This window comes from Achromobacter spanius, from assembly GCF_039673305.1.
Classification (GTDB): domain Bacteria; phylum Pseudomonadota; class Gammaproteobacteria; order Burkholderiales; family Burkholderiaceae_B; genus Achromobacter; species Achromobacter spanius_F.
The window spans coordinates 94,915-112,112 of record NZ_JBDJLJ010000016.1 but is presented as its reverse complement, the minus strand read 5'-3'; the positions used below and the strand labels follow the sequence as shown (position 1 = coordinate 112,112).

At 66.8% G+C, this 17,198-nt stretch carries 18 protein-coding genes; 14 read left to right on the top strand and 4 right to left on the bottom strand.

All coding sequences use genetic code 11. The features are described from left to right. Nucleotides 1-171: 171 nt before the first annotated feature. Nucleotides 172-891 carry a 7-cyano-7-deazaguanine synthase QueC gene (gene queC, locus ABE485_RS15665; RefSeq protein WP_346516185.1) on the bottom strand — a complete coding sequence of 240 codons (720 nt, stop codon included), beginning with the start codon at nucleotides 889-891 and terminating at the stop codon, nucleotides 172-174. A gap of 167 nt (nucleotides 892-1,058) precedes the next feature. Here queC and ppc point away from each other — a divergent pair, with 167 nt between their 5' ends. The 5 genes from ppc to ABE485_RS15640 all read left to right on the top strand — a co-directional run bounded on the left by ppc (nucleotide 1,059) and on the right by ABE485_RS15640 (nucleotide 8,443). Beyond that, a complete protein-coding gene (ppc, locus tag ABE485_RS15660) occupies nucleotides 1,059-3,908 on the top strand; it encodes a phosphoenolpyruvate carboxylase (protein ID WP_346516184.1) in 2,850 nt (949 codons plus the stop codon). A 23-nt stretch (nucleotides 3,909-3,931) separates the two neighbouring features. Further along, nucleotides 3,932-4,330 (top strand): VOC family protein, encoded by a 399-nt coding sequence (locus ABE485_RS15655; RefSeq protein WP_346516183.1) that lies wholly within the window; start codon nucleotides 3,932-3,934, stop codon nucleotides 4,328-4,330. A gap of 785 nt (nucleotides 4,331-5,115) precedes the next feature. Then, entirely contained in the window at nucleotides 5,116-6,051 is a 936-nt protein-coding gene (locus ABE485_RS15650) for a 3-hydroxyacyl-CoA dehydrogenase family protein (protein ID WP_346516182.1), read from the top strand. Nucleotides 6,052-6,225: 174 nt separating this feature from the next. After that, nucleotides 6,226-7,566, top strand: coding sequence for a short-chain fatty acid transporter (locus tag ABE485_RS15645; protein ID WP_346516181.1), 1,341 nt, complete (start codon nucleotides 6,226-6,228; stop codon nucleotides 7,564-7,566). A 148-nt stretch (nucleotides 7,567-7,714) separates the two neighbouring features. Next, nucleotides 7,715-8,443, top strand: coding sequence for an SDR family NAD(P)-dependent oxidoreductase (locus tag ABE485_RS15640; RefSeq protein ID WP_346516180.1), 729 nt, complete (start codon nucleotides 7,715-7,717; stop codon nucleotides 8,441-8,443). A 53-nt stretch (nucleotides 8,444-8,496) separates the two neighbouring features. On the opposite strand, the gene ABE485_RS15635 is transcribed toward ABE485_RS15640, so the two are convergent. Beyond that, nucleotides 8,497-9,279: an IclR family transcriptional regulator gene (locus tag ABE485_RS15635; RefSeq protein WP_346516179.1), complete on the bottom strand. Its 783-nt coding sequence runs from the start codon at nucleotides 9,277-9,279 to the stop codon at nucleotides 8,497-8,499. 194 nt (nucleotides 9,280-9,473) lie between these two features. Between ABE485_RS15635 and ABE485_RS15630 the strand changes: the two genes are divergently transcribed. The 6 genes from ABE485_RS15630 to ABE485_RS15605 are packed head-to-tail and all read left to right on the top strand — an operon-like array spanning nucleotide 9,474 to nucleotide 13,322. Further along, nucleotides 9,474-10,163 carry a 3-oxoacid CoA-transferase subunit A gene (locus ABE485_RS15630; RefSeq protein ID WP_346516178.1) on the top strand — a complete coding sequence of 230 codons (690 nt, stop codon included), beginning with the start codon at nucleotides 9,474-9,476 and terminating at the stop codon, nucleotides 10,161-10,163. Beyond that, nucleotides 10,160-10,804, top strand: coding sequence for a 3-oxoacid CoA-transferase subunit B (locus tag ABE485_RS15625; RefSeq protein WP_346516177.1), 645 nt, complete (start codon nucleotides 10,160-10,162; stop codon nucleotides 10,802-10,804). The genes ABE485_RS15630 and ABE485_RS15625 overlap by 4 nt, the downstream gene beginning before the upstream one ends. A gap of 55 nt (nucleotides 10,805-10,859) precedes the next feature. Next, on the top strand, nucleotides 10,860-11,135 hold the full coding sequence (catC, locus tag ABE485_RS15620) for a muconolactone Delta-isomerase (RefSeq protein WP_008167141.1): 276 nt from the start codon (nucleotides 10,860-10,862) through the stop codon (nucleotides 11,133-11,135). Nucleotides 11,136-11,147: 12 nt separating this feature from the next. Then, the gene (locus tag ABE485_RS15615) at nucleotides 11,148-11,444 is read left to right on the top strand and encodes a YciI family protein (protein ID WP_346516176.1); all 297 of its coding nucleotides are present in this window, start codon (nucleotides 11,148-11,150) and stop codon (nucleotides 11,442-11,444) included. A 52-nt stretch (nucleotides 11,445-11,496) separates the two neighbouring features. Further along, nucleotides 11,497-12,276 (top strand): 3-oxoadipate enol-lactonase, encoded by a 780-nt coding sequence (gene pcaD / locus ABE485_RS15610; RefSeq protein WP_346516175.1) that lies wholly within the window; start codon nucleotides 11,497-11,499, stop codon nucleotides 12,274-12,276. A 5-nt stretch (nucleotides 12,277-12,281) separates the two neighbouring features. Next, a complete protein-coding gene (locus ABE485_RS15605) occupies nucleotides 12,282-13,322 on the top strand; it encodes a cyclase family protein (protein WP_346516174.1) in 1,041 nt (346 codons plus the stop codon). A 169-nt stretch (nucleotides 13,323-13,491) separates the two neighbouring features. On the opposite strand, the gene ABE485_RS15600 is transcribed toward ABE485_RS15605, so the two are convergent. Beyond that, on the bottom strand, nucleotides 13,492-13,818 hold the full coding sequence (locus tag ABE485_RS15600; protein ID WP_346516173.1) for a PsiF family protein: 327 nt from the start codon (nucleotides 13,816-13,818) through the stop codon (nucleotides 13,492-13,494). A 259-nt stretch (nucleotides 13,819-14,077) separates the two neighbouring features. Here ABE485_RS15600 and ABE485_RS15595 point away from each other — a divergent pair, with 259 nt between their 5' ends. The 3 genes from ABE485_RS15595 to ABE485_RS15585 all read left to right on the top strand — a co-directional run bounded on the left by ABE485_RS15595 (nucleotide 14,078) and on the right by ABE485_RS15585 (nucleotide 16,144). Next, the gene (locus ABE485_RS15595) at nucleotides 14,078-14,419 is read left to right on the top strand and encodes an FxLYD domain-containing protein (protein WP_346516172.1); all 342 of its coding nucleotides are present in this window, start codon (nucleotides 14,078-14,080) and stop codon (nucleotides 14,417-14,419) included. A 183-nt stretch (nucleotides 14,420-14,602) separates the two neighbouring features. After that, nucleotides 14,603-15,253 carry a carbonic anhydrase gene (locus ABE485_RS15590; RefSeq protein WP_346516171.1) on the top strand — a complete coding sequence of 217 codons (651 nt, stop codon included), beginning with the start codon at nucleotides 14,603-14,605 and terminating at the stop codon, nucleotides 15,251-15,253. A 291-nt stretch (nucleotides 15,254-15,544) separates the two neighbouring features. After that, a complete protein-coding gene (locus ABE485_RS15585) occupies nucleotides 15,545-16,144 on the top strand; it encodes a glutathione S-transferase (protein WP_346516170.1) in 600 nt (199 codons plus the stop codon). Between the two features lie 60 nt (nucleotides 16,145-16,204). Here ABE485_RS15585 and ABE485_RS15580 read toward each other — a convergent pair whose 3' ends face one another. Beyond that, the gene (locus tag ABE485_RS15580) at nucleotides 16,205-17,113 is read right to left on the bottom strand and encodes an AraC family transcriptional regulator (RefSeq protein WP_346516169.1); all 909 of its coding nucleotides are present in this window, start codon (nucleotides 17,111-17,113) and stop codon (nucleotides 16,205-16,207) included. Between the last annotated feature and the right edge of the window lie 85 nt (nucleotides 17,114-17,198).

Here is a 17,198-nt window from a genome sequence, read left to right as displayed (position 1 = left end):
GTCCGGAGCGAACGCTCCGGACCGCAATCGTAGCCCCGCGCACCCCAGGCCGCCGCCGCGCCGCGCGTCTAAAGAACCCGCAACGCAGCCCGAATCCCGCCAGTGCTCAAAAGCTCAAGAACTCAAATTCCCAAAACCCAAAAGCTCAAAAACCAAACCCCCAATAAACCATCACCCCTCGGCAGCAGAAGCCACCACCCACTTCTCCCACCCGATCTTCCTGAGCTTGCAAGCCGGACACTCCCCGCACCCATACCCCCAATCATGCCGAGCCCCCCGCTCGCCCAGATAGCAGGTATGGCTCTCTTCGACGATCGTCTCCACCAGCGCATCCCCGCCAAGCTCATAAGCCAGCGCCCACGTCTCGGATTTGTCGATCCACATCAGCGGCGTCTCGATCGTCACCCGCGACCCCAGCCCCAACCCCAGCGCCACCTGCTGCGCCTTGATCGTGTCGTCGCGGCAATCCGGATAGCCGGAAAAATCCGTCTCGCACATCCCGCCCACCAGCACATCCAGCTGGCGCCGGTACCCCAGCGCCGCCGCCAGCGTCAGGAACAGCAGATTGCGCCCCGGCACAAACGTATTCGGCAGCCCATTGGCCTGCATCTCGATCGCCCGGTCGCTGGTCATGGCGGTATCGCCCACCTGCCCCAGCACCTTCAGGTCCAGCAGATGGTCCTCGCCCAGGCGCGGCGCCCAGTCCGGGAAATTGGCGCGGATCTCGCGCAGCACATTCAGCCGCGCCGACAGTTCAATGTGATGGCGCTGACCGTAATCGAACGCCACCGTTTCCACATGGGCATAGCGGTCCAGCGCCCAGGCCAGGCAAGTGGTGGAATCCTGGCCGCCCGAAAACAGCACGAGCGCGCGACGTTGATGATTTTGCATAAAGGGGGCTTCTGGAATGACGAAGGGACAACTGGAACTTTAACCGAGCAAACGGGCTTGCCCGTAAGGAACGCTGCGTAAAATCGACCGGGTCATTTTCTAGGTTCACCCGCAACGCCCGCTTCGACTTCCCCCTTTCCTACAACCATCAGACGGATCCCCGCACGATGAATGCCAAGCGCACGCAGTCCGATTCCGCAGAACCCTTGCGTCACGATATCCGGCTCCTGGGCCGACTGTTAGGAGAGGTCATCGAAGAATGCGAAGGCAAGCGCGTCTTCGACACCATCGAGACCCTGCGCCGCACCGCCGTCAAATTCCGCCGCGAGGGCGACGACGCCGACAGCAAACTGCTGGAACAGCGCGTCAAGCGCCTGCAGGGCAGCGACCCCAACTCCGTCGCACGCGCCTTCAGCTACTTCCTGCACCTGGCCAACATCGCCGAAGACCGCGACCAGAACCGCCGCCAGCGCGCCCGCGCCCTGGCCGACAGCACGCCTGCCCGCGGCAGCCTGCGCGAAGCCATCCAGATCCTGGGCGGACAAGGCGTCGGCGTGGCCCGCATCCGCCGGCTGCTGGCCGAGGCCTGCGTCATGCCCGTGCTCACCGCCCACCCCACCGAAGTGCAGCGCAAGAGCACCCTGGACGTCCACCGCGAAATCTCCACCGCACTTGCCCAGCGCGAAGCCCAGCTCACCCCCGAAGAACTGGCCGAACTCGACACCGCCCTGCTCGGCCGCGTCGCCACGCTGTGGCAGACCCGCATGCTGCGCTACACCCGCCTCACGGTGGCCGACGAAATCGAAAACGCGCTCTCGTACTACCGCAGCACCTTCCTGCAGGTCATCCCGCGACTGTACGGCGACTTGTCCAAGCTGCTGAACCGAGAATCCGCCAAGCCCTTCGCCGCCCCGCCCCCGCCGCTCGAACCCTTCCTGCGCATGGGCAGCTGGATCGGCGGCGACCGCGACGGCAATCCCAACGTCGACGCCGCCACCCTCGAACGCGCCCTGCTGCGCCAGGCCACCGTCCTGTTCGAGCACTACCTGCAGGAAGTCCACGCGCTGGGCGCCGAACTGTCCATCACCACCCTGCTCATCGCCGCCGACCCGCAACTGCTGGCGCTGGCCGACAGCAGCGGCGACGACTCCCCGCACCGCCGCGACGAACCGTACCGCCGCGCCCTCGTCGGCGTCTATGCCCGCCTGGCCGCCACCGCGCTGCGCCTCACCGGCCAGGACCTCGCCCGCCGCAGCACCGTCGCCGCCCCTGCCTACGACGCGCCCGAAGAACTGTCCGCCGACCTCGCCGTCATCGCCGCGTCGCTCGCCGCCCACCACGGCGCGCCCGTCGCCAAACTGCGCCTGGCCGGGCTGCAGCAGGCCGTCGAAGTCTTCGGCTTCCACTTGGCCACCGTCGACCTGCGCCAAAGCTCCGACGTCCACGAAAGCGCCCTGGCCGAACTGTTCTCCCGCGCCGGCGCCACGCGCAACGGCAAGCCCCTGGACTACCTGGCGCTCAACGAAGAAGAACGCGTCGAACTGCTGCGCGCCGAAATGGCGCAGGCGCGTCCGCTCGCCTCGCCCTGGATCGCCTACAGCGAAGACACCACCCGCGAACTCGCCGTCCTGCGCGCCGCCGCCGCCGGCCGCGCCCGCTACGGCAAGCAGGCCGTGCGCCAGACCATCGTGTCCCACACCGAAACCCTGAGCGACCTGCTCGAAGTCATGGTGCTGCAGAAAGAGGCCGGCCTCATCGCCCCCGCCGGCCAGGACATCCCGCCCGAAGACGGCCTCATGGTCGTGCCCCTCTTCGAAACCATTCCCGACCTGCAACGCGGCGCCGACATCATGGCCGCCTGGCTCGACCTGCCCGAAATCCGCCAGCGCGTGAAACGGGCACAGAACGGCGCGCAGGAAGTCATGCTGGGCTACTCCGACAGCAACAAGGACGGCGGCTTCCTCACCTCCAACTGGTCGCTCTACCAGGCCGAACGCGCGCTCGTCGACGTCTTCTCCGCCCGCAACGTCCGCCTGCGCCTCTTCCATGGCCGCGGCGGCTCCGTCGGCCGCGGCGGCGGTTCCAGCTTCGACGCCATCCTCGCCCAGCCGCCCGGCACCGTCGCCGGGCAGATCCGCCTGACCGAACAGGGCGAAGTCATCCAGAGCAAATACAAGGACGCCGAAGTCGGCCGCTGGCACCTCGAACTGCTGGTCGCCGCCACCCTCGAATCCAGCCTCGCCCCGCGCGCCGAAGCCACCAGCGCCGAAGACGCGCACATGGCCCACCACGGCCCCGCCATGTCCTTCATGTCCGAAACCGCGCAGCGCACCTACCGCGGCCTGGTCTACGACACGCCCCATTTCGCCGAATACTTCTTCGCCGCCACCCCCATCAGCGAAATCGCCGGCCTGAACATCGGCTCGCGCCCCGCGTCCCGCAAAAAAGGCCAGCGCATCGAAGACCTGCGCGCCATCCCCTGGGGCTTCTCCTGGGCCCAATGCCGCCTCATGCTCACCGGCTGGTACGGCATGGGCTCCGCCATCGAGGCCTACCTGGAAACCGGCGCCCCCGACGCCCCCCGCTCGCGCCGCGGCCGCCTGGTCCAGCTGCGCGAAATGGCCCGCGACTGGCCCGCCTTCCGCACCTTGCTCTCCAACATGGAAATGGTGCTGGCCAAATCCGACCTGGCCATCGCCGCCCGCTACGCCCAGCTCGTCCCGCAGCGCGCCCTGCGCGAACGCATCTTCGGCGCCATCAGCGCCGAACACGGCCGCACGCTCGCCATGCTCAAGCTCCTGACCCAGCGCGAACTGCTGGCCGACAATCCCACCCTGCAAATCTCCCTGCGCGAGCGCTTCGCCTACATCGACCCGCTGAACTACCTGCAGATCGACCTGATCCGCCGCCACCGCGCCGCGCAAAAGCATCCCACCGCCGACGTCGACAAGCGCGTGCAGCGCGCGATCCACCTGACGATCAACGGGATTGCGGCGGGGCTGAGGAATTCGGGGTAAGCCGCCGCCACAGGAACGCCCACATGTTCTCGCACGTTTTTGTCAGCGTCAGCGACTTTGAACACGCGCTGCGCTTCTACAGCGCCGTGTTCGAGATCCTTGGGGTCGAATCGCGCTTCTGCGACAGAGACCGGCCGTGGGCAGGTTGGCAAAGCCATGGGCAGCAACGCCCGTATTTTGTTATTTGCAGGCCCTACAACGGCTTGCCCCATGCACCCGGCAACGGCCAGATGGTCGCGTTCATGGCCGAATCCAGAGAAGCCGTGCGCCGGGCGCATCGCACGGCACTGGAGAACGGCGGCGCCTGCGAGGGCCCTCCCGGCCTTCGGCCTGAATATCACGCGCACTATTACGGCGCCTACTTTCGAGATCCGGACGGGAACAAGCTTTGCGTGGCTTGTCATTCCGCAACCGACGCATAGGGTGTCAGACACCCGGCGAAGCAATCCGCAAACCGCGGCGGCGGCGCTTGAGGGTGTCTGACACCTGGCAGGCGTTCGAAGCGCCCTCCCGACGCAAGGCACCGCGTAAGCCTCATGCCAGCCGCCCGCGCGGCCGGCATGAGGCGGGCCCCGCAAGACGCTCCACCCACACCCGACGGCGACAAGAACCTCAAGAACCCCAACCGCCCCGCGCACCCGGCAAGATTCCATCACCAGAGCCCGGCGTGGCGGCGGCCTGGGGTGCGCGGGGCGTGTAGATGCGCCCGAGGGAAACCGTAGGGAGCCGAAGGCGGACGAGGTTGACGTCGGGGCAGTCCGGAGCGAAGGCTCCGGACCGCAATCGTAGCCCCGCGCACCCCAGGCCGCCGACGCGCCGGGCGTCCCAGGCACGCCGCCCTCGGCCAGCAACACCTCGGCAACGCGATCGGTGTCAGACACCCACGCAGACAATCCGCAGACCGTGGCGACAGCGCCTGGGGTGTCAGACACCTGGCCAGCACTTTCAACACCGGCCGGACACCTTGGTCAGCACTCCCCACCCCGTCCACTCCGCGAACACCCCCAATCCCCCAGTTGTCCACCCCCCGCGACTTTTAGTACTATCTTCAACAGAAATTCTATATACGCACAAATGTTCGCATATAGAACGCAAAGATTTTTCTGGCCAAGCATGCACAGAAAGGCGCCCTGGAAGAGACAGAGTTCACCCTGATCCCCCGCGTGCCCGCCTGCCAGCAGCAGCCGCAAGCACCAAGCGAGCCATCATGGATACTCCCCTCAAGAACGTCGCCATCATCGGCGCAGGCGCCATGGGCAGCGGCATCGCCGCACTGTTCGCCTCGAAGGGACTCAACGTCGTCCTGATCGACCCGATGGAAGGCGCCCTTGAGCGTGCCTTGAAGACCATCGACCGCCAGCTGAACGTCTACGCCCCCGGCCAGGTCCAGGAAGCCATCCAGCGCATCCGCCTGGAACCCGGCCTCGAAGCCGCCGCCACCAGCGACCTGGTCATCGAAGCCGTCCCGGAAAACCTGGATCTCAAGCGCGGCATCTTCGCCAAGCTCGACTCCCTGTGCCCCGCGCACACCGTCTTCGCCACCAACACCTCGGGCCTGTCCATCAACGCCATCGCCAGCGCCGTCCTGCGCCGCGATCGTTTCGTCGGCACCCACTTCTTCACCCCCGCCGACGTCATCCCGCTGGTCGAGGTCGTCCGCAACGACGCCACCTCCGAAGACACCGTCGCCAAAGTCATGGCCACCCTGCGCTTCGCCGGCAAGCGCCCCGTGCTCGTGCGCCAGGACATCCCCGGCTTCATCGCCAACCGCATCCAGCATGCCCTGGCCCGCGAAGCCATCTCGCTGCTGGAAAAAGGCGTCGCCAGCGCCGAAGACATCGACGAAGTCGTCAAGTGGAGCCTCGGCATCCGACTTGCCCTGTCCGGCCCGCTCGAACAGCGCGACATGAACGGCATCGACGTCCACTACGCCATCGCCAGCTACCTCTACAAAGACCTCGAAAACCGCACCGAACCGTCCGACCTGCTGAAAAGCAAAGTCGAAAGCGGCCAGATCGGCGCCAAAAGCGGCCAGGGCTTCTACACCTGGAGCCCCGAACGCCGCGAACGCGTGCTGCGCGAAAAAAGCGCCGCCCTCGGCGAACTGGCCGCCTGGCTGACCGGCAAGACAAGCGGCTCCTGAGCAGGTTCTCCAGAATCCACAAAACAAGGCGCGGCGGCCAAGACCGACCGCGCCATCGGGCCACGAGCCCAACCACACAAAGAAAAGCAATCGTCCCAACCTGGCGCATCGCCACCCGATGCGCGGCGGCGCGGGACATCAGAGAACCGCCTTACGGAGTTTGTTGGAGGCATCATGAATAAATTGGCTTCATTCTTTACCGAGCTGATGCGCAAGTATCTGCCCGATCCCTTCGTCTTTGCGATCGCGCTGACCTTACTCACCGTGCTGCTGGCCATGGGCATCGAAGGCCAGGGCATCGGCGACATCACCCGCGCCTGGGGCAAAGGCTTCTGGAGCCTGCTGGCCTTCACCACCCAGATGGCCGTCATCCTGGCCATGGGCTACGTGCTGGCCACCGCGCCGCTGACCGACCGCCTGCTCAACCGCATCGTCAGCCACGTGCACAAGCCGCACACCGCCATCATCGTCGCCACCCTGGTCGGCGGCGTGGGCAGCTACCTGAACTGGGGCTTTGGCCTCGTCATCGGCGGCATCGTCGCCAAGAAGCTGGCCCTGAAGGTCAAGGGCGTGCACTATCCGCTCATCATCGCGGCGGCCTATAGCGGCTTCACCATGTACGGCCTGGGCCTGTCGGCCAGCATCCCCGTCCTGGTCGCCACCCCCGGCCACCCCACCGCCAAGCAGATGGGCACCATCCCGCTGTCGGAAACCATCTTCTCCGTGCCCATGCTGATCACCAGCCTGGTCATCATCGTCACGCTGCCCCTGCTCAACGCCTGGCTGCACCCCAAGAAGGGCGAGAAGATCGTCGAGGTCAACCCCGACATCGACCGCGACGCCAACGCGTCCAACGCCGGCGAAGACATGCTGGAAAAGGGCACCATCGCCTCCAAGCTCAACAACAGCCGCATCCTCAGCCTGCTGATCGGCGCCCTGGGCGTGGCCTACGTGGTCTTCCACTTCATGGACGGCGGCTCGCTGGACCTGAACCTGATCAACTTCATCATCCTGTTCCTGGGCATCATCCTGCTGGGCACGCCGGCCGCTTACGTCGCCAAGCTGACCGAAGGCATCAAGACCATCTCCGGGATCATCCTGCAGTACCCGTTCTACGCCGGCATCATGGCCATCATGGCCGCCTCGGGCCTGGTCACCACGATCTCCGCCGTCTTCGTCGACGTCGCCACGCCCGAAACGCTGCCGTTCTGGGGCCTGATCAGCTCGTTCGTCATCAACTTCTTCGCACCGTCCGCCGGCGGCCACTGGGTCATCCAGGGTCCGTTCATGATCGACGCCGCCAAGGAAATCGGCAGCGCCCTGAACCAGACCACCATGGCCGTCATGCTGGGCAACGCCTGGAACGACCTCGTGCAGCCCTTCTGGATCCTGCCGGCGCTGGCGCTTTCCAAGCTGAAGCTGCGCGACGTGATGGGCTATACCGTCATCATGATGCTGTGGGTCGGCGTGATCCACATCACCGCCGTCCTCGCCTGGGGCTACCTGACGCATTGATAGGGCCCCCCCAGCGCGCTCCGCGCGCCCCCCCAGGGGCGACACCTGCAGACCGGCGGAGCCGGATCTGGCGGTGTCCCCGCTCGGGGGGGGGGGGGGGTGAGGATTATTGTCGTAGCTGTGTTTTTTTGAACCGAACGGAATCGATATGAGCAAACCCACCGCATATCTCGTCACCGGCGGCAGCGCCGGGATCGGCGCCGCCATCATCCGCATGCTGCTGGATGCCGGCCACACCGTGGTCAACATCGACTACAAGCTGCCCGAGAATCCGCCGGCGGGTCTGGTTTCGTATCAGGCCGATCTGACCGATGAAGCGCGCACCCAGGAAGTCGCCCGCGAAGTCACCAGCGCCTACAACATCGTCGGCCTGGTCAACAACGCGGGCGCCACCCGTCCCGGCACGGCCGACACGGCCACGCTGGCGGATCTGGACTATGTGGTGAACCTGCATCTGCGCACCGCGCTCATCCTGGTGCAGGCGGCGCTGCCCGCCATGCGCGAAGCGGGCTTTGGCCGCATCGTGAACATGTCGTCCCGCGCCGCGCTGGGCAAGCCGGACCGCGTCGTGTATTCGGCCACCAAGGCCGGCCTGGTGGGCCTGACCCGCACCCTGGCCATGGAACTGGGCGGCGACGGCATCACCGTCAACGCCATCGGCCCCGGCCCCATCGCCACCGACCTCTTCACCAAGAGCAATCCGGCCGGCGCGCCGCAGACCGAACGCATCATCAACAGCATCGTCGTCAAGCGCCTGGGCACGCCCGAAGACGTGGCGCGCGCCGCAATGTTCTTCCTGTCGCCCGACAACGGCTTCGTCACCGGCCAGATGCTGTACGTCTGCGGCGGCACGACGCTGGGCGTCGCCCCCATCTGAGCGTAGCCGCCATGTCCGTCCGGCCCACCCTCGCGCCTGCCTGCTGGCCTTGCCTAGCGGCGCAGCAGCGCGTGGTTGATCTGGTCGGCGGCGTGGCGCAGCGGCGGCAGGAACGCCGCCAGCATGGCCTCGCGCGAAAACCGGTTGGCGTGGCCGCTGACGTTCATCGCGGCAATCACGCGGCCGCTGCGGTCGACAATGGGCACGGCCACCGACTGCAGCCCCGGCTCCAGTTCCTGCGCCACGCACGCGTAGCCGTCGGCGCGCACGCCGGCCAGCACGCGCTTGAGCTCGGCGATGTCGGTGACGGTGTCCGCGGTATAGCCCTGGATCTGGCTCATCGCCAGCACCCGGTCCAGTTCCGCTTCCGGCAGGCCGGCCAGCAGCACGCGGCCCATCGACGTCACCCATGCCGGCAGGCGGCTGCCCACGGCCAGATTGATCGTCATCACCTTGTGGGTGGACAGGCGCAGGATGTAGACGATGTCCGCGCCTTCCAGCACCGACACGGAACAGGACTCGCGCGTCTGCTCGGCCACTTCTTCCATGTAGGGCAGCGCCAGGTTCCACAGCGGCGTGCCCGACAGATAGGCGTAGCCCAGTTCCAGGATGCGCGGCGTCAGCGAGAACTTGCGGTCGTCCACCGTGACGTAGCCCAGGTGCTCCAGCGTCAGCAGGATGCGGCGCGCGCCGGCGCGGGTCAGCCCCGTCACCGCCGCGACCTCGGACAGCGTCATCTGCGAACGGTCGGGGCCAAACGCCCGGATCACCGACAGGCCGCGCGCGAAGGATTGCACGTAGCTGTCGCTGGGTTGCTGGGGATCTTGCTCGGCCATCCGTCTGGTCCCAAGAGTAAAAGGCCCGCCGCTGGCGAGCCCTGCGTTGCCCCTGTTGGGCGACTCCGAACGATGGAGATTGCGGCGTCCGGGCATGCCTTGACGCCCCGCATTCCCCATGAAACGATGTTCTTCAGAAGAACGAAAGTTCTAATGAAGAACAAATTATGACACGCCACCTATGAGCGAACATCATGATCTCTAAGCTTGTTGCAAGCGCGGCGGCCGCCCTGGCGGACGTACCCGACGGCGCCACCGTCATGATCGGCGGCTTCGGCACCGCCGGCCAGCCCATGGAACTGATCGACGCCCTGCTGGAGCAGGGCGCCAAGGACCTGGTCATCATCAACAACAACGCCGGCAACGGCACCACCGGCCTGGCCGCGCTGCTGGGCGCCAACCGCGTGCGCAAGATCATCTGCTCGTTCCCGCGCCAGGCGGACTCGCAGATCTTCGACGGCCTGTACCGCAGCGGCAAGCTGGAACTGGAACTGGTGCCCCAGGGCAACCTGGCCGAGCGCATCCGCGCCGCCGGCGCCGGCATCGGCGCGTTCTTCACGCCCACCGGCTACGGCACCCCGCTGGCCGACGGCAAGGAAACCCGCGAAATCAACGGCCGCCAGTACGTGCTGGAATATCCGCTGCACGCCGACTACGCGCTCATCAAGGCCGAGCGCGGCGACCGCTGGGGCAACCTGGTCTACCGCAAGACCGCGCGCAACTTCGGCCCCATCATGGCCAGCGCCGCGCGCGTCGCCGTGGCGCAGGTCCGTGAAGTCGTCGAACTGGGCGAGCTGGACCCCGAAACCGTCGTCACCCCCGGCATCTTCGTCAAGCGCGTCGTGCAGATCGCAGCCCAGCCGGCCGCCAAGGAGCAGCAATGAGCACCAAACTGACCCGCGACCAGATCGCCGCCCGCGTCGCGCAGGACATCCCCGAAGGCGCCTACGTCAACCTGGGCATCGGCCTGCCCACGCTCGTGGCCAACCACCTGCCGGCCGGCCGCGAAGTCATCCTGCACACCGAGAACGGCATGCTGGGCATGGGCCCCGCGCCCGCCAAGGGCGAAGAGGACTATGACCTCATCAACGCCGGCAAGCAGCCCGTGACCGAACTGCCCGGCTGCTCGTTCTTCCATCACGCCGATTCGTTCGCCATGATGCGCGGCGGCCACCTGGACATCTGCGTGCTGGGCGCCTTCCAGGTGTCGCAGCACGGCGACCTGGCCAACTGGCACACCGGCGCGCCCGACGCCATCCCCGCCGTCGGCGGCGCGATGGACCTGGCCATCGGCGCGAAAGACGTCTTCGTGATGATGGAACTGCAGACCCGCGAAGGCCAGAGCAAGCTGGTCGAGACCTGCACCTACCCGCTGACCGGCGTGCGCTGCGTGTCGCGCGTGTACACGGACGTCGCGGTGTTCGACATCCGCGCCGACGGCGTGACGGTCACCGACATGTTCGGCGACGTCACGGCCGACGACCTGCTGCGCCTGACCGGCCTGCCGCTGAAGTTTTCCCGCTGAGTTTTTGCCGATACGCCGTCCCGGCTGGCCGGGACGGCATCATGGAGAGTCCATCATGTTGTTCATGGTTCAAATGCAAGTCAATCTGCCCGTCGACATGCCCGCCGACCGCGCGGACAAACTGAAGGCCGACGAAAAGGCCCTGGCGCAGCAACTGCAGCGCGACGGCAAATGGAAGAGCCTGTGGCGCGTCGTCGGCCGCTACGCCAACGTCAGCATCTTCGACGTCGAAAACAACGACGAGCTGCACACGCTGCTGTCGTCCCTGCCGCTGTTCCCGTACATGGATATCGAAGTCACCGCGCTTGCGCGCCACCCCTCGGCGATCTGACAGGAGCATCGCATGCCCTACATCATCGAAACCTTCGACAAACCCAACCACCAGGAAGTGCGCCAGCAGCATCGCGCCGCGCACCTGGAATACCTGGACGCCAACAAGCAGCTGCTGCTGGCCTGCGGCGCCAAGCTGCAGGACGACGGCAAGGACGCCGGCGGCGGCCTGTACATCGTCGACCTGGACACGCGCGAAGCCGCGCAGCAGTTCATCGACGCAGACCCGTTCGCCCAGGCCGATCTGTTCGACCGCGTGACCATCACGCGCTGGCGCAAGGCCTACGTCGACGGCGTCTGCCACCTGTAATGCCCCCGCGGCCGCCGATCGCGCGGCCGCTGCTTTCCCCAAGGAATCCCACATGTCTTATGCCGATCTCAGCCAGGCACGGCTGTTCTACGTCATCGATGGCCCCGCCGACGCGCCGGTGCTCGTGCTCTCCAATTCGCTGGGCACCTGCTCCGACATGTGGGCCCGCCAGATCCCCGAACTCACCAAGCACTTCCGCGTCCTGCGCTACGACACCCGCGGGCACGGCAAGTCCTCGATCCCCGAAGGCGAGTACAGCTTCGAGCAGCTGGGCAACGACGTCGCGGAACTGCTGGCGCACCTGGACATCAAGCGCGCGCACTTCTGCGGCCTGTCCATGGGCGGCCCCACCGGCCTGTGGCTGGCGCTGGCGCGCCCCGAACTCGTCGGCAAGCTGATCCTGTGCAACACCGCCGCACGCATCGGCTCGGCCGAAGGCTGGAGCGCCCGCATCGCCGCCGTGGCCGAGCAGACCCTGGAAAAGATGGCCCCCACGCTGGTCGAGCGCTGGCTCACCGACGGCTACCGCGCGGCCGAACCGGGCCTGACGCAGGTGCTGATCGACATGCTGCGCCGCACGCCGGACGCCGGCTACTCCGGCAACTGCGCCGCGCTGCGCGACGCCGACTTCCGCGAACAGGTCTCGTCCATCAAGGCCCCCACGCTGGTCATCGCCAGCACGCACGACCTGGCCGCCACGCCCGTGCAAGGCCAGGAACTGGCCGCCGCCATTCCCGGCGCGCGCTATGTAGAACTGAACACCTCCCACATCTCGAACTGGGAGCAACCGGAAGCCTTCACCCGCGCGGTCGTCGACTTCCTGACGGAGTAAGCCGCATGCAACGCTGGAAGCACCGGCCCGAAGGCTCCAACTGGGGCGACTTCGGGCCCGACGACCAACTCGGCCGCCTGAACCTCATCACCGAAGAACAGGTCCTGAAGGGCGCGCGCGAAATCCGCGCCGGCAAGACCTTCTGCCTGTCCCTGCCGCTGGACCTGCCCGGCGGCAATGTCCTGAATCCGCGCCGACATCCGCCGCAGTTGAGCCCCACCAAGCTCAAGGACACGCCCTACCTGAATTTCCCGCTGCGCAACGTCAACCCGGATGCGCTGGACGTGCTGAGCGACGACCAGGTGCTGCTGTCCATGCAGTATTCGACGCAGTGGGACGCGCTGGCGCACGTGGGCGCCCTGTTCGACGCCGACGGCGACGGCAAGCCCGAGCTGCGCTACTACAACGGCTTCCAGGCCGGCGTGGACGTCGTGGGCCCGGCCGATGGCGACCACACCGGCTGCGGCTGCAACAGCGGCGGCCCGTCGGCCGCGCTGAAGCTGGGCATCGAAAACCTGGCGCAGAAAGGCATGCAGGGCCGCGGCGTGCTGGTGGACCTGTTCCGCCACTACGGCCCGGGCCGCACGCTGATCGGCCACGCCGAACTGATGCACGTGCTGGCCACGGACCAGATCCAGGTCGAACCCGGCGACATGCTGGTGCTGCGCACCGGCTATGCCGAAGCCGTGGTCGCCATGAACGGCACGCCGGACCCCGAGGTGCTGCACACCTACGGCGCCGCGCTGGACGGCACCGACCAGGCTCTGCTGCAATGGATCACGGACAGCGGCATCGCCGCCATCTGCGCCGACAACTACGCCGTCGAAGCCTACCCCGCCCGCGAAAAATCCGGCGCGCGCGCCATGCTGCCGCTGCACCACCATTGCCTCTTCAAGCTGGGCCTGCCGCTGGCCGAACTCTGGTACCTGAAGGAGCTGGCCGAGTTCCTGCACGCCAACGGCCGCCACCACTTCATGCTGACAGCGCCGCCGCTGCGGCTGCCGCACGCGATCGGTTCGCCGGTCACGCCGATCGCGACCGCTTGAGCGCACGGACTTGCCGGTGTCCAGATATGGTTCAGGTGTCTGACACCCGCAAGAGACAGCCTTCATCCTGCCCCGGCGCATCATGGGTGTCAGACACCCCCGCACAAGCCACCCACCCCAAAGAAAAACGCCAGACAAACCGTCTGGCGTTTTTTCTCCCCGGGGCCAATCAGCCCTTCAGGCAAGTGCTCATGAACGTCTTGCGCGCGTCGCCGGCCAGCTTCTGTTCCGCGGCCTTGGCGTTGCAGTCCTTCATCTTCTGCTGCTGCGGCGTCAGCTGCTTGGCGGGTTCCTCGCCCTTCAGGCAACTGCTCATGTAGGCCTTGCGGTCGTCGCCCTTCTTGCCTTCCGCCGACTTGTTGCAGTCCGCCATGCGCTGCTGCTGCGCCGTGGGCGTCTTGGTGGTCGAGGGCGTGGCGGGGGTCTGCGCCTGGGCGCCGGCAAAACACGCGGACAACAGGATGGCCGAAGCCAACTGGCTGGTACGGGAAAGCATGAGTTCCTCCCTTGAGCGCCCGTGGGCGTGATGACACGCGCATGACGGACGGCACGGTCCGCCGGCCAAGGCGCCGGCCCGGTCATCATCGGACAATCCGCGCGGCCGCGCAACGGCAGGCGCAACCTGTTACCCATTCATCCGTCTGGCCCGTTGTATCGCGCCGCGGAATGGAGTGATATAAGCATGGCCCGCGTGCTGCGGGCAGAAGCAGGCCAGCCCCTTACGCGCCAGGCGCTGCCGGTTCCAGGAGACTCCGATGAAAGTATTTGTCCTTGCCGCGATCGCCGCGCTGGCCGCCCTGTCCGGGGCCGCGGGCGCACAAAGCCTGGCCTACGGCGTCACGCTGGGCAACGTCCAGGCCGTGCGCGACGTCAACCAGAACCTGTCCACCATCACCGGCTTCCTGGCCAACCAGTCCGCGCGCCCCGTCAACAGCATCCTGCTCACCTACGTCCTGTACGACGCGCAGAACCGCGAAGTCGGCCGGGTGAGCGAAGACGTCGTCGGCACCCTGCGCCCGGGCCAGATCAAGGTCGTCAAGGCCGTGACGCCGCTGGAATTCGCCCGCGTCGCCCCGCTGGATGTGTCCGCCCGGTAACGCCGCCCGCCTGCGCCCGCGCAAAAAAACCCTTTTCGAATCAGGGTCTAGACAGGGGGTTATCAGGCCAGTTATGGGAAAATCCAGGCTGCCGGCTCGATAAAAGGGGCTTCCACACGAAGCCCCTTCTTGCGTCTGCCGGCGCGCCAGCAAGCCTGGCCTCGATACTAGGAAGTGAAGATCATGTTTCCCAAAAGACTCTCCGAAGGCTACCAATCTTTCCTGGACGGGCGCTTCCAGACGGAAAGCAGCCGCTATCAAAAGCTGGCCGAAATCGGCCAAAGCCCGGAAATCCTGATCATCGGCTGTTGCGACTCGCGCGTGTCGCCCGAAGTCATCTTCGACGCCGGCCCCGGCGAAATGTTCGTGGTGCGCAACGTGGCCAACCTGGTGCCGCCCTGTGACCCCGACTCCGAATCGTCTTACCACGGCACCAGCGCCGCCATCGAATTCGCGGTCAACGGCCTGAACGTCAAGCACATCGTCGTGCTGGGCCACGCCTCCTGCGGCGGCATCCGCTTCTTCTTCGACGACGCCAAGCCGCTGGCCAAGGCCGACTTCATCGGCAAGTGGATGTCCCAGATCGAATCCGTGGCCGAGGGCCTGGACACCGGCACCGGCGATCGCCAGGCCAACCTGAAGCGCCTGGAACTGGCGACGGTCGAGCACAGCCTGAACAACCTGATGACCTTCCCGTCCATCCGCCGCCGCGTCGAAAGGGGCGAACTGGAACTGCACGGCACCTACTTCGGCGTCGCCACGGGCGTCCTGTTCCTGCGCGATCCCGAAACCGGCGAGTTCAAGCCCTGCCTGGAAACCGGCATCACCGAATAAGCCAGGCGGCGCCCGGCGCCGCCTGCGCGTTCTGCCCCGGCGCCAGGCTCCCGCACCACGCCGGCTGGACCTTCCCGCCGGGCCTCACCCGAAGCACCCGCTGCCCACACCGCCCCGCCGGCGCGAACGCTCCGGACCGCAATCGTTGACCCGCCTCCCCCGCGCCGCCTCCGCGCCACGCGGCTAAAGAACCAACGAATTCCCGGACAACAAAACCGCGCGGGAAAAGTCCATATGGACAGCCCCCACCCCATGCGCAACACTGTCGCCTCTCCCCCGACAGAGACCCCCATGAAAATCTTCTTCTCGCCCGCCTCGCCCTTCGTCCGCAAGTGCATGGTCATCGCGCATGAACTCGGCCTGGCCGACCGCATCGAAAAGCTGCCCAGCGCCGCCGGTCCCGTCGCGCGCGACCAGTCCATCATCCCCAGCAACCCGCTGGGCCAGGTGCCCACCTTCATCACCGACGATGGCCAGATCCTGTTCGACAGCCCGGTGGTCTGCGAGTACCTGAACGATCTGGGCGGCGGCGCGTTCTTTCCCACCGGCAAGACCCGCTGGCAGGTCCTGACGGAGCAGTCCATGGCCGACGGCATGCTGGGCGCCGCCCTGCTCGCGCGCTACGAAACCGCGCTGCGTCCCGAAGCGCTGCGCTGGGATGGCTGGGTCGAGGGCCAACTGGGCAAGGTTCGCGACGGCCTCGCGCTCATCGAAAAGAACGCCGCCGGGCTCGACGGCCGGCTCGATATCGGCACCATCACCATCGGTTGCGCGCTGGGCTACCTGGATTTCCGTTTTCCGGACCTGGACTGGCGCGCCTCGCACCCGGCCACCGCGGCCTGGTACGAAACCTTCAGCCAGCGCCCCTCGATGCAGGCCACCAAGCCCTGACGGAACCATCCGACCGAACCGGCCGTCCGAACCGGCCGTCCGGACCGGCCCTCCGCCGCTTCAGTGCGACGACACGTAGGCCGCATTCGCAAACGCCGGAATGGCGAAGCCCTCGCGCATGCGCCGGGCCTCCGCCGCCGGCGTCAGGCCGAACAGGCGCTTGAACTCCCGGCTGAACTGGGACGGACTGGTGTAGCCCACGGCCTGGCTCGCGGTCTCCGCGGTCAGGTCCTGGCGCACCATCAGCAGGCGCGCCTGGTGCAGACGGGTCGATTTCACGTACTGCATGGGAGAGACCTGCGTCACCGCCTTGAAATGGCTGTGGAAGCTGGGAACGCTCATGCCCGCTTCCTCCGCCAGTTGCGTCACATCCAGCGGCTGCGCGTATCCGGCATGGATGAGACGCAAGGACTTGCCGATCCGGCCAAACTGGCCTCGCAGCGACAGCGCTTCCCGCATCGCGCTTCCCTGCGGACCGGTCAGCACCCGGAAGTACAGCTCGCGCAACAGGCCCGGACCCAGCACCGCGGCCTCCAGCGGCCGGGTCAAGGCCTCGATGAAGCGCAGCACGGACGCGCGCATCGCGTCATCCATCGGCGTCGACAACATGCTTTGAGGCGCCTGGACGGGCGCTTCCAGGCCGGCGCTGTCGATCTGCGCCGCCAGTTCCGCCGCCAGCACGAAATCCAGGTGCAGGTACAGCGCCAGCAGCGGGCGCTGCGGCGAGGCGTCGGTCTCCATGCTGAACGGAACCGGCACGGACACGGCCAGGTAATGGTGCTCGTCGTACAGATACAGCCGGTCGCCGAAATAGCCGCGCTTGCGGCCTTGGCACACGATCACGATGCCGGGGTCGTACAGCACGGGCGTGCGGGCCAGCGGCCGGTTGGCGCGCAGCACGCGCACGCTGGGCAGGGCCGTCAGGTTGTAGCCCTCGTTGGGGGCCAGGCCGCGCAGCAGCGCGGCCATGGGGGATTCAGCGCTGGCGGGGCCATCCGCAACAGGAAGCGCAGCAGGCGTGGAGCTCATAGTTTTATGCAATAAAGACAGCCGA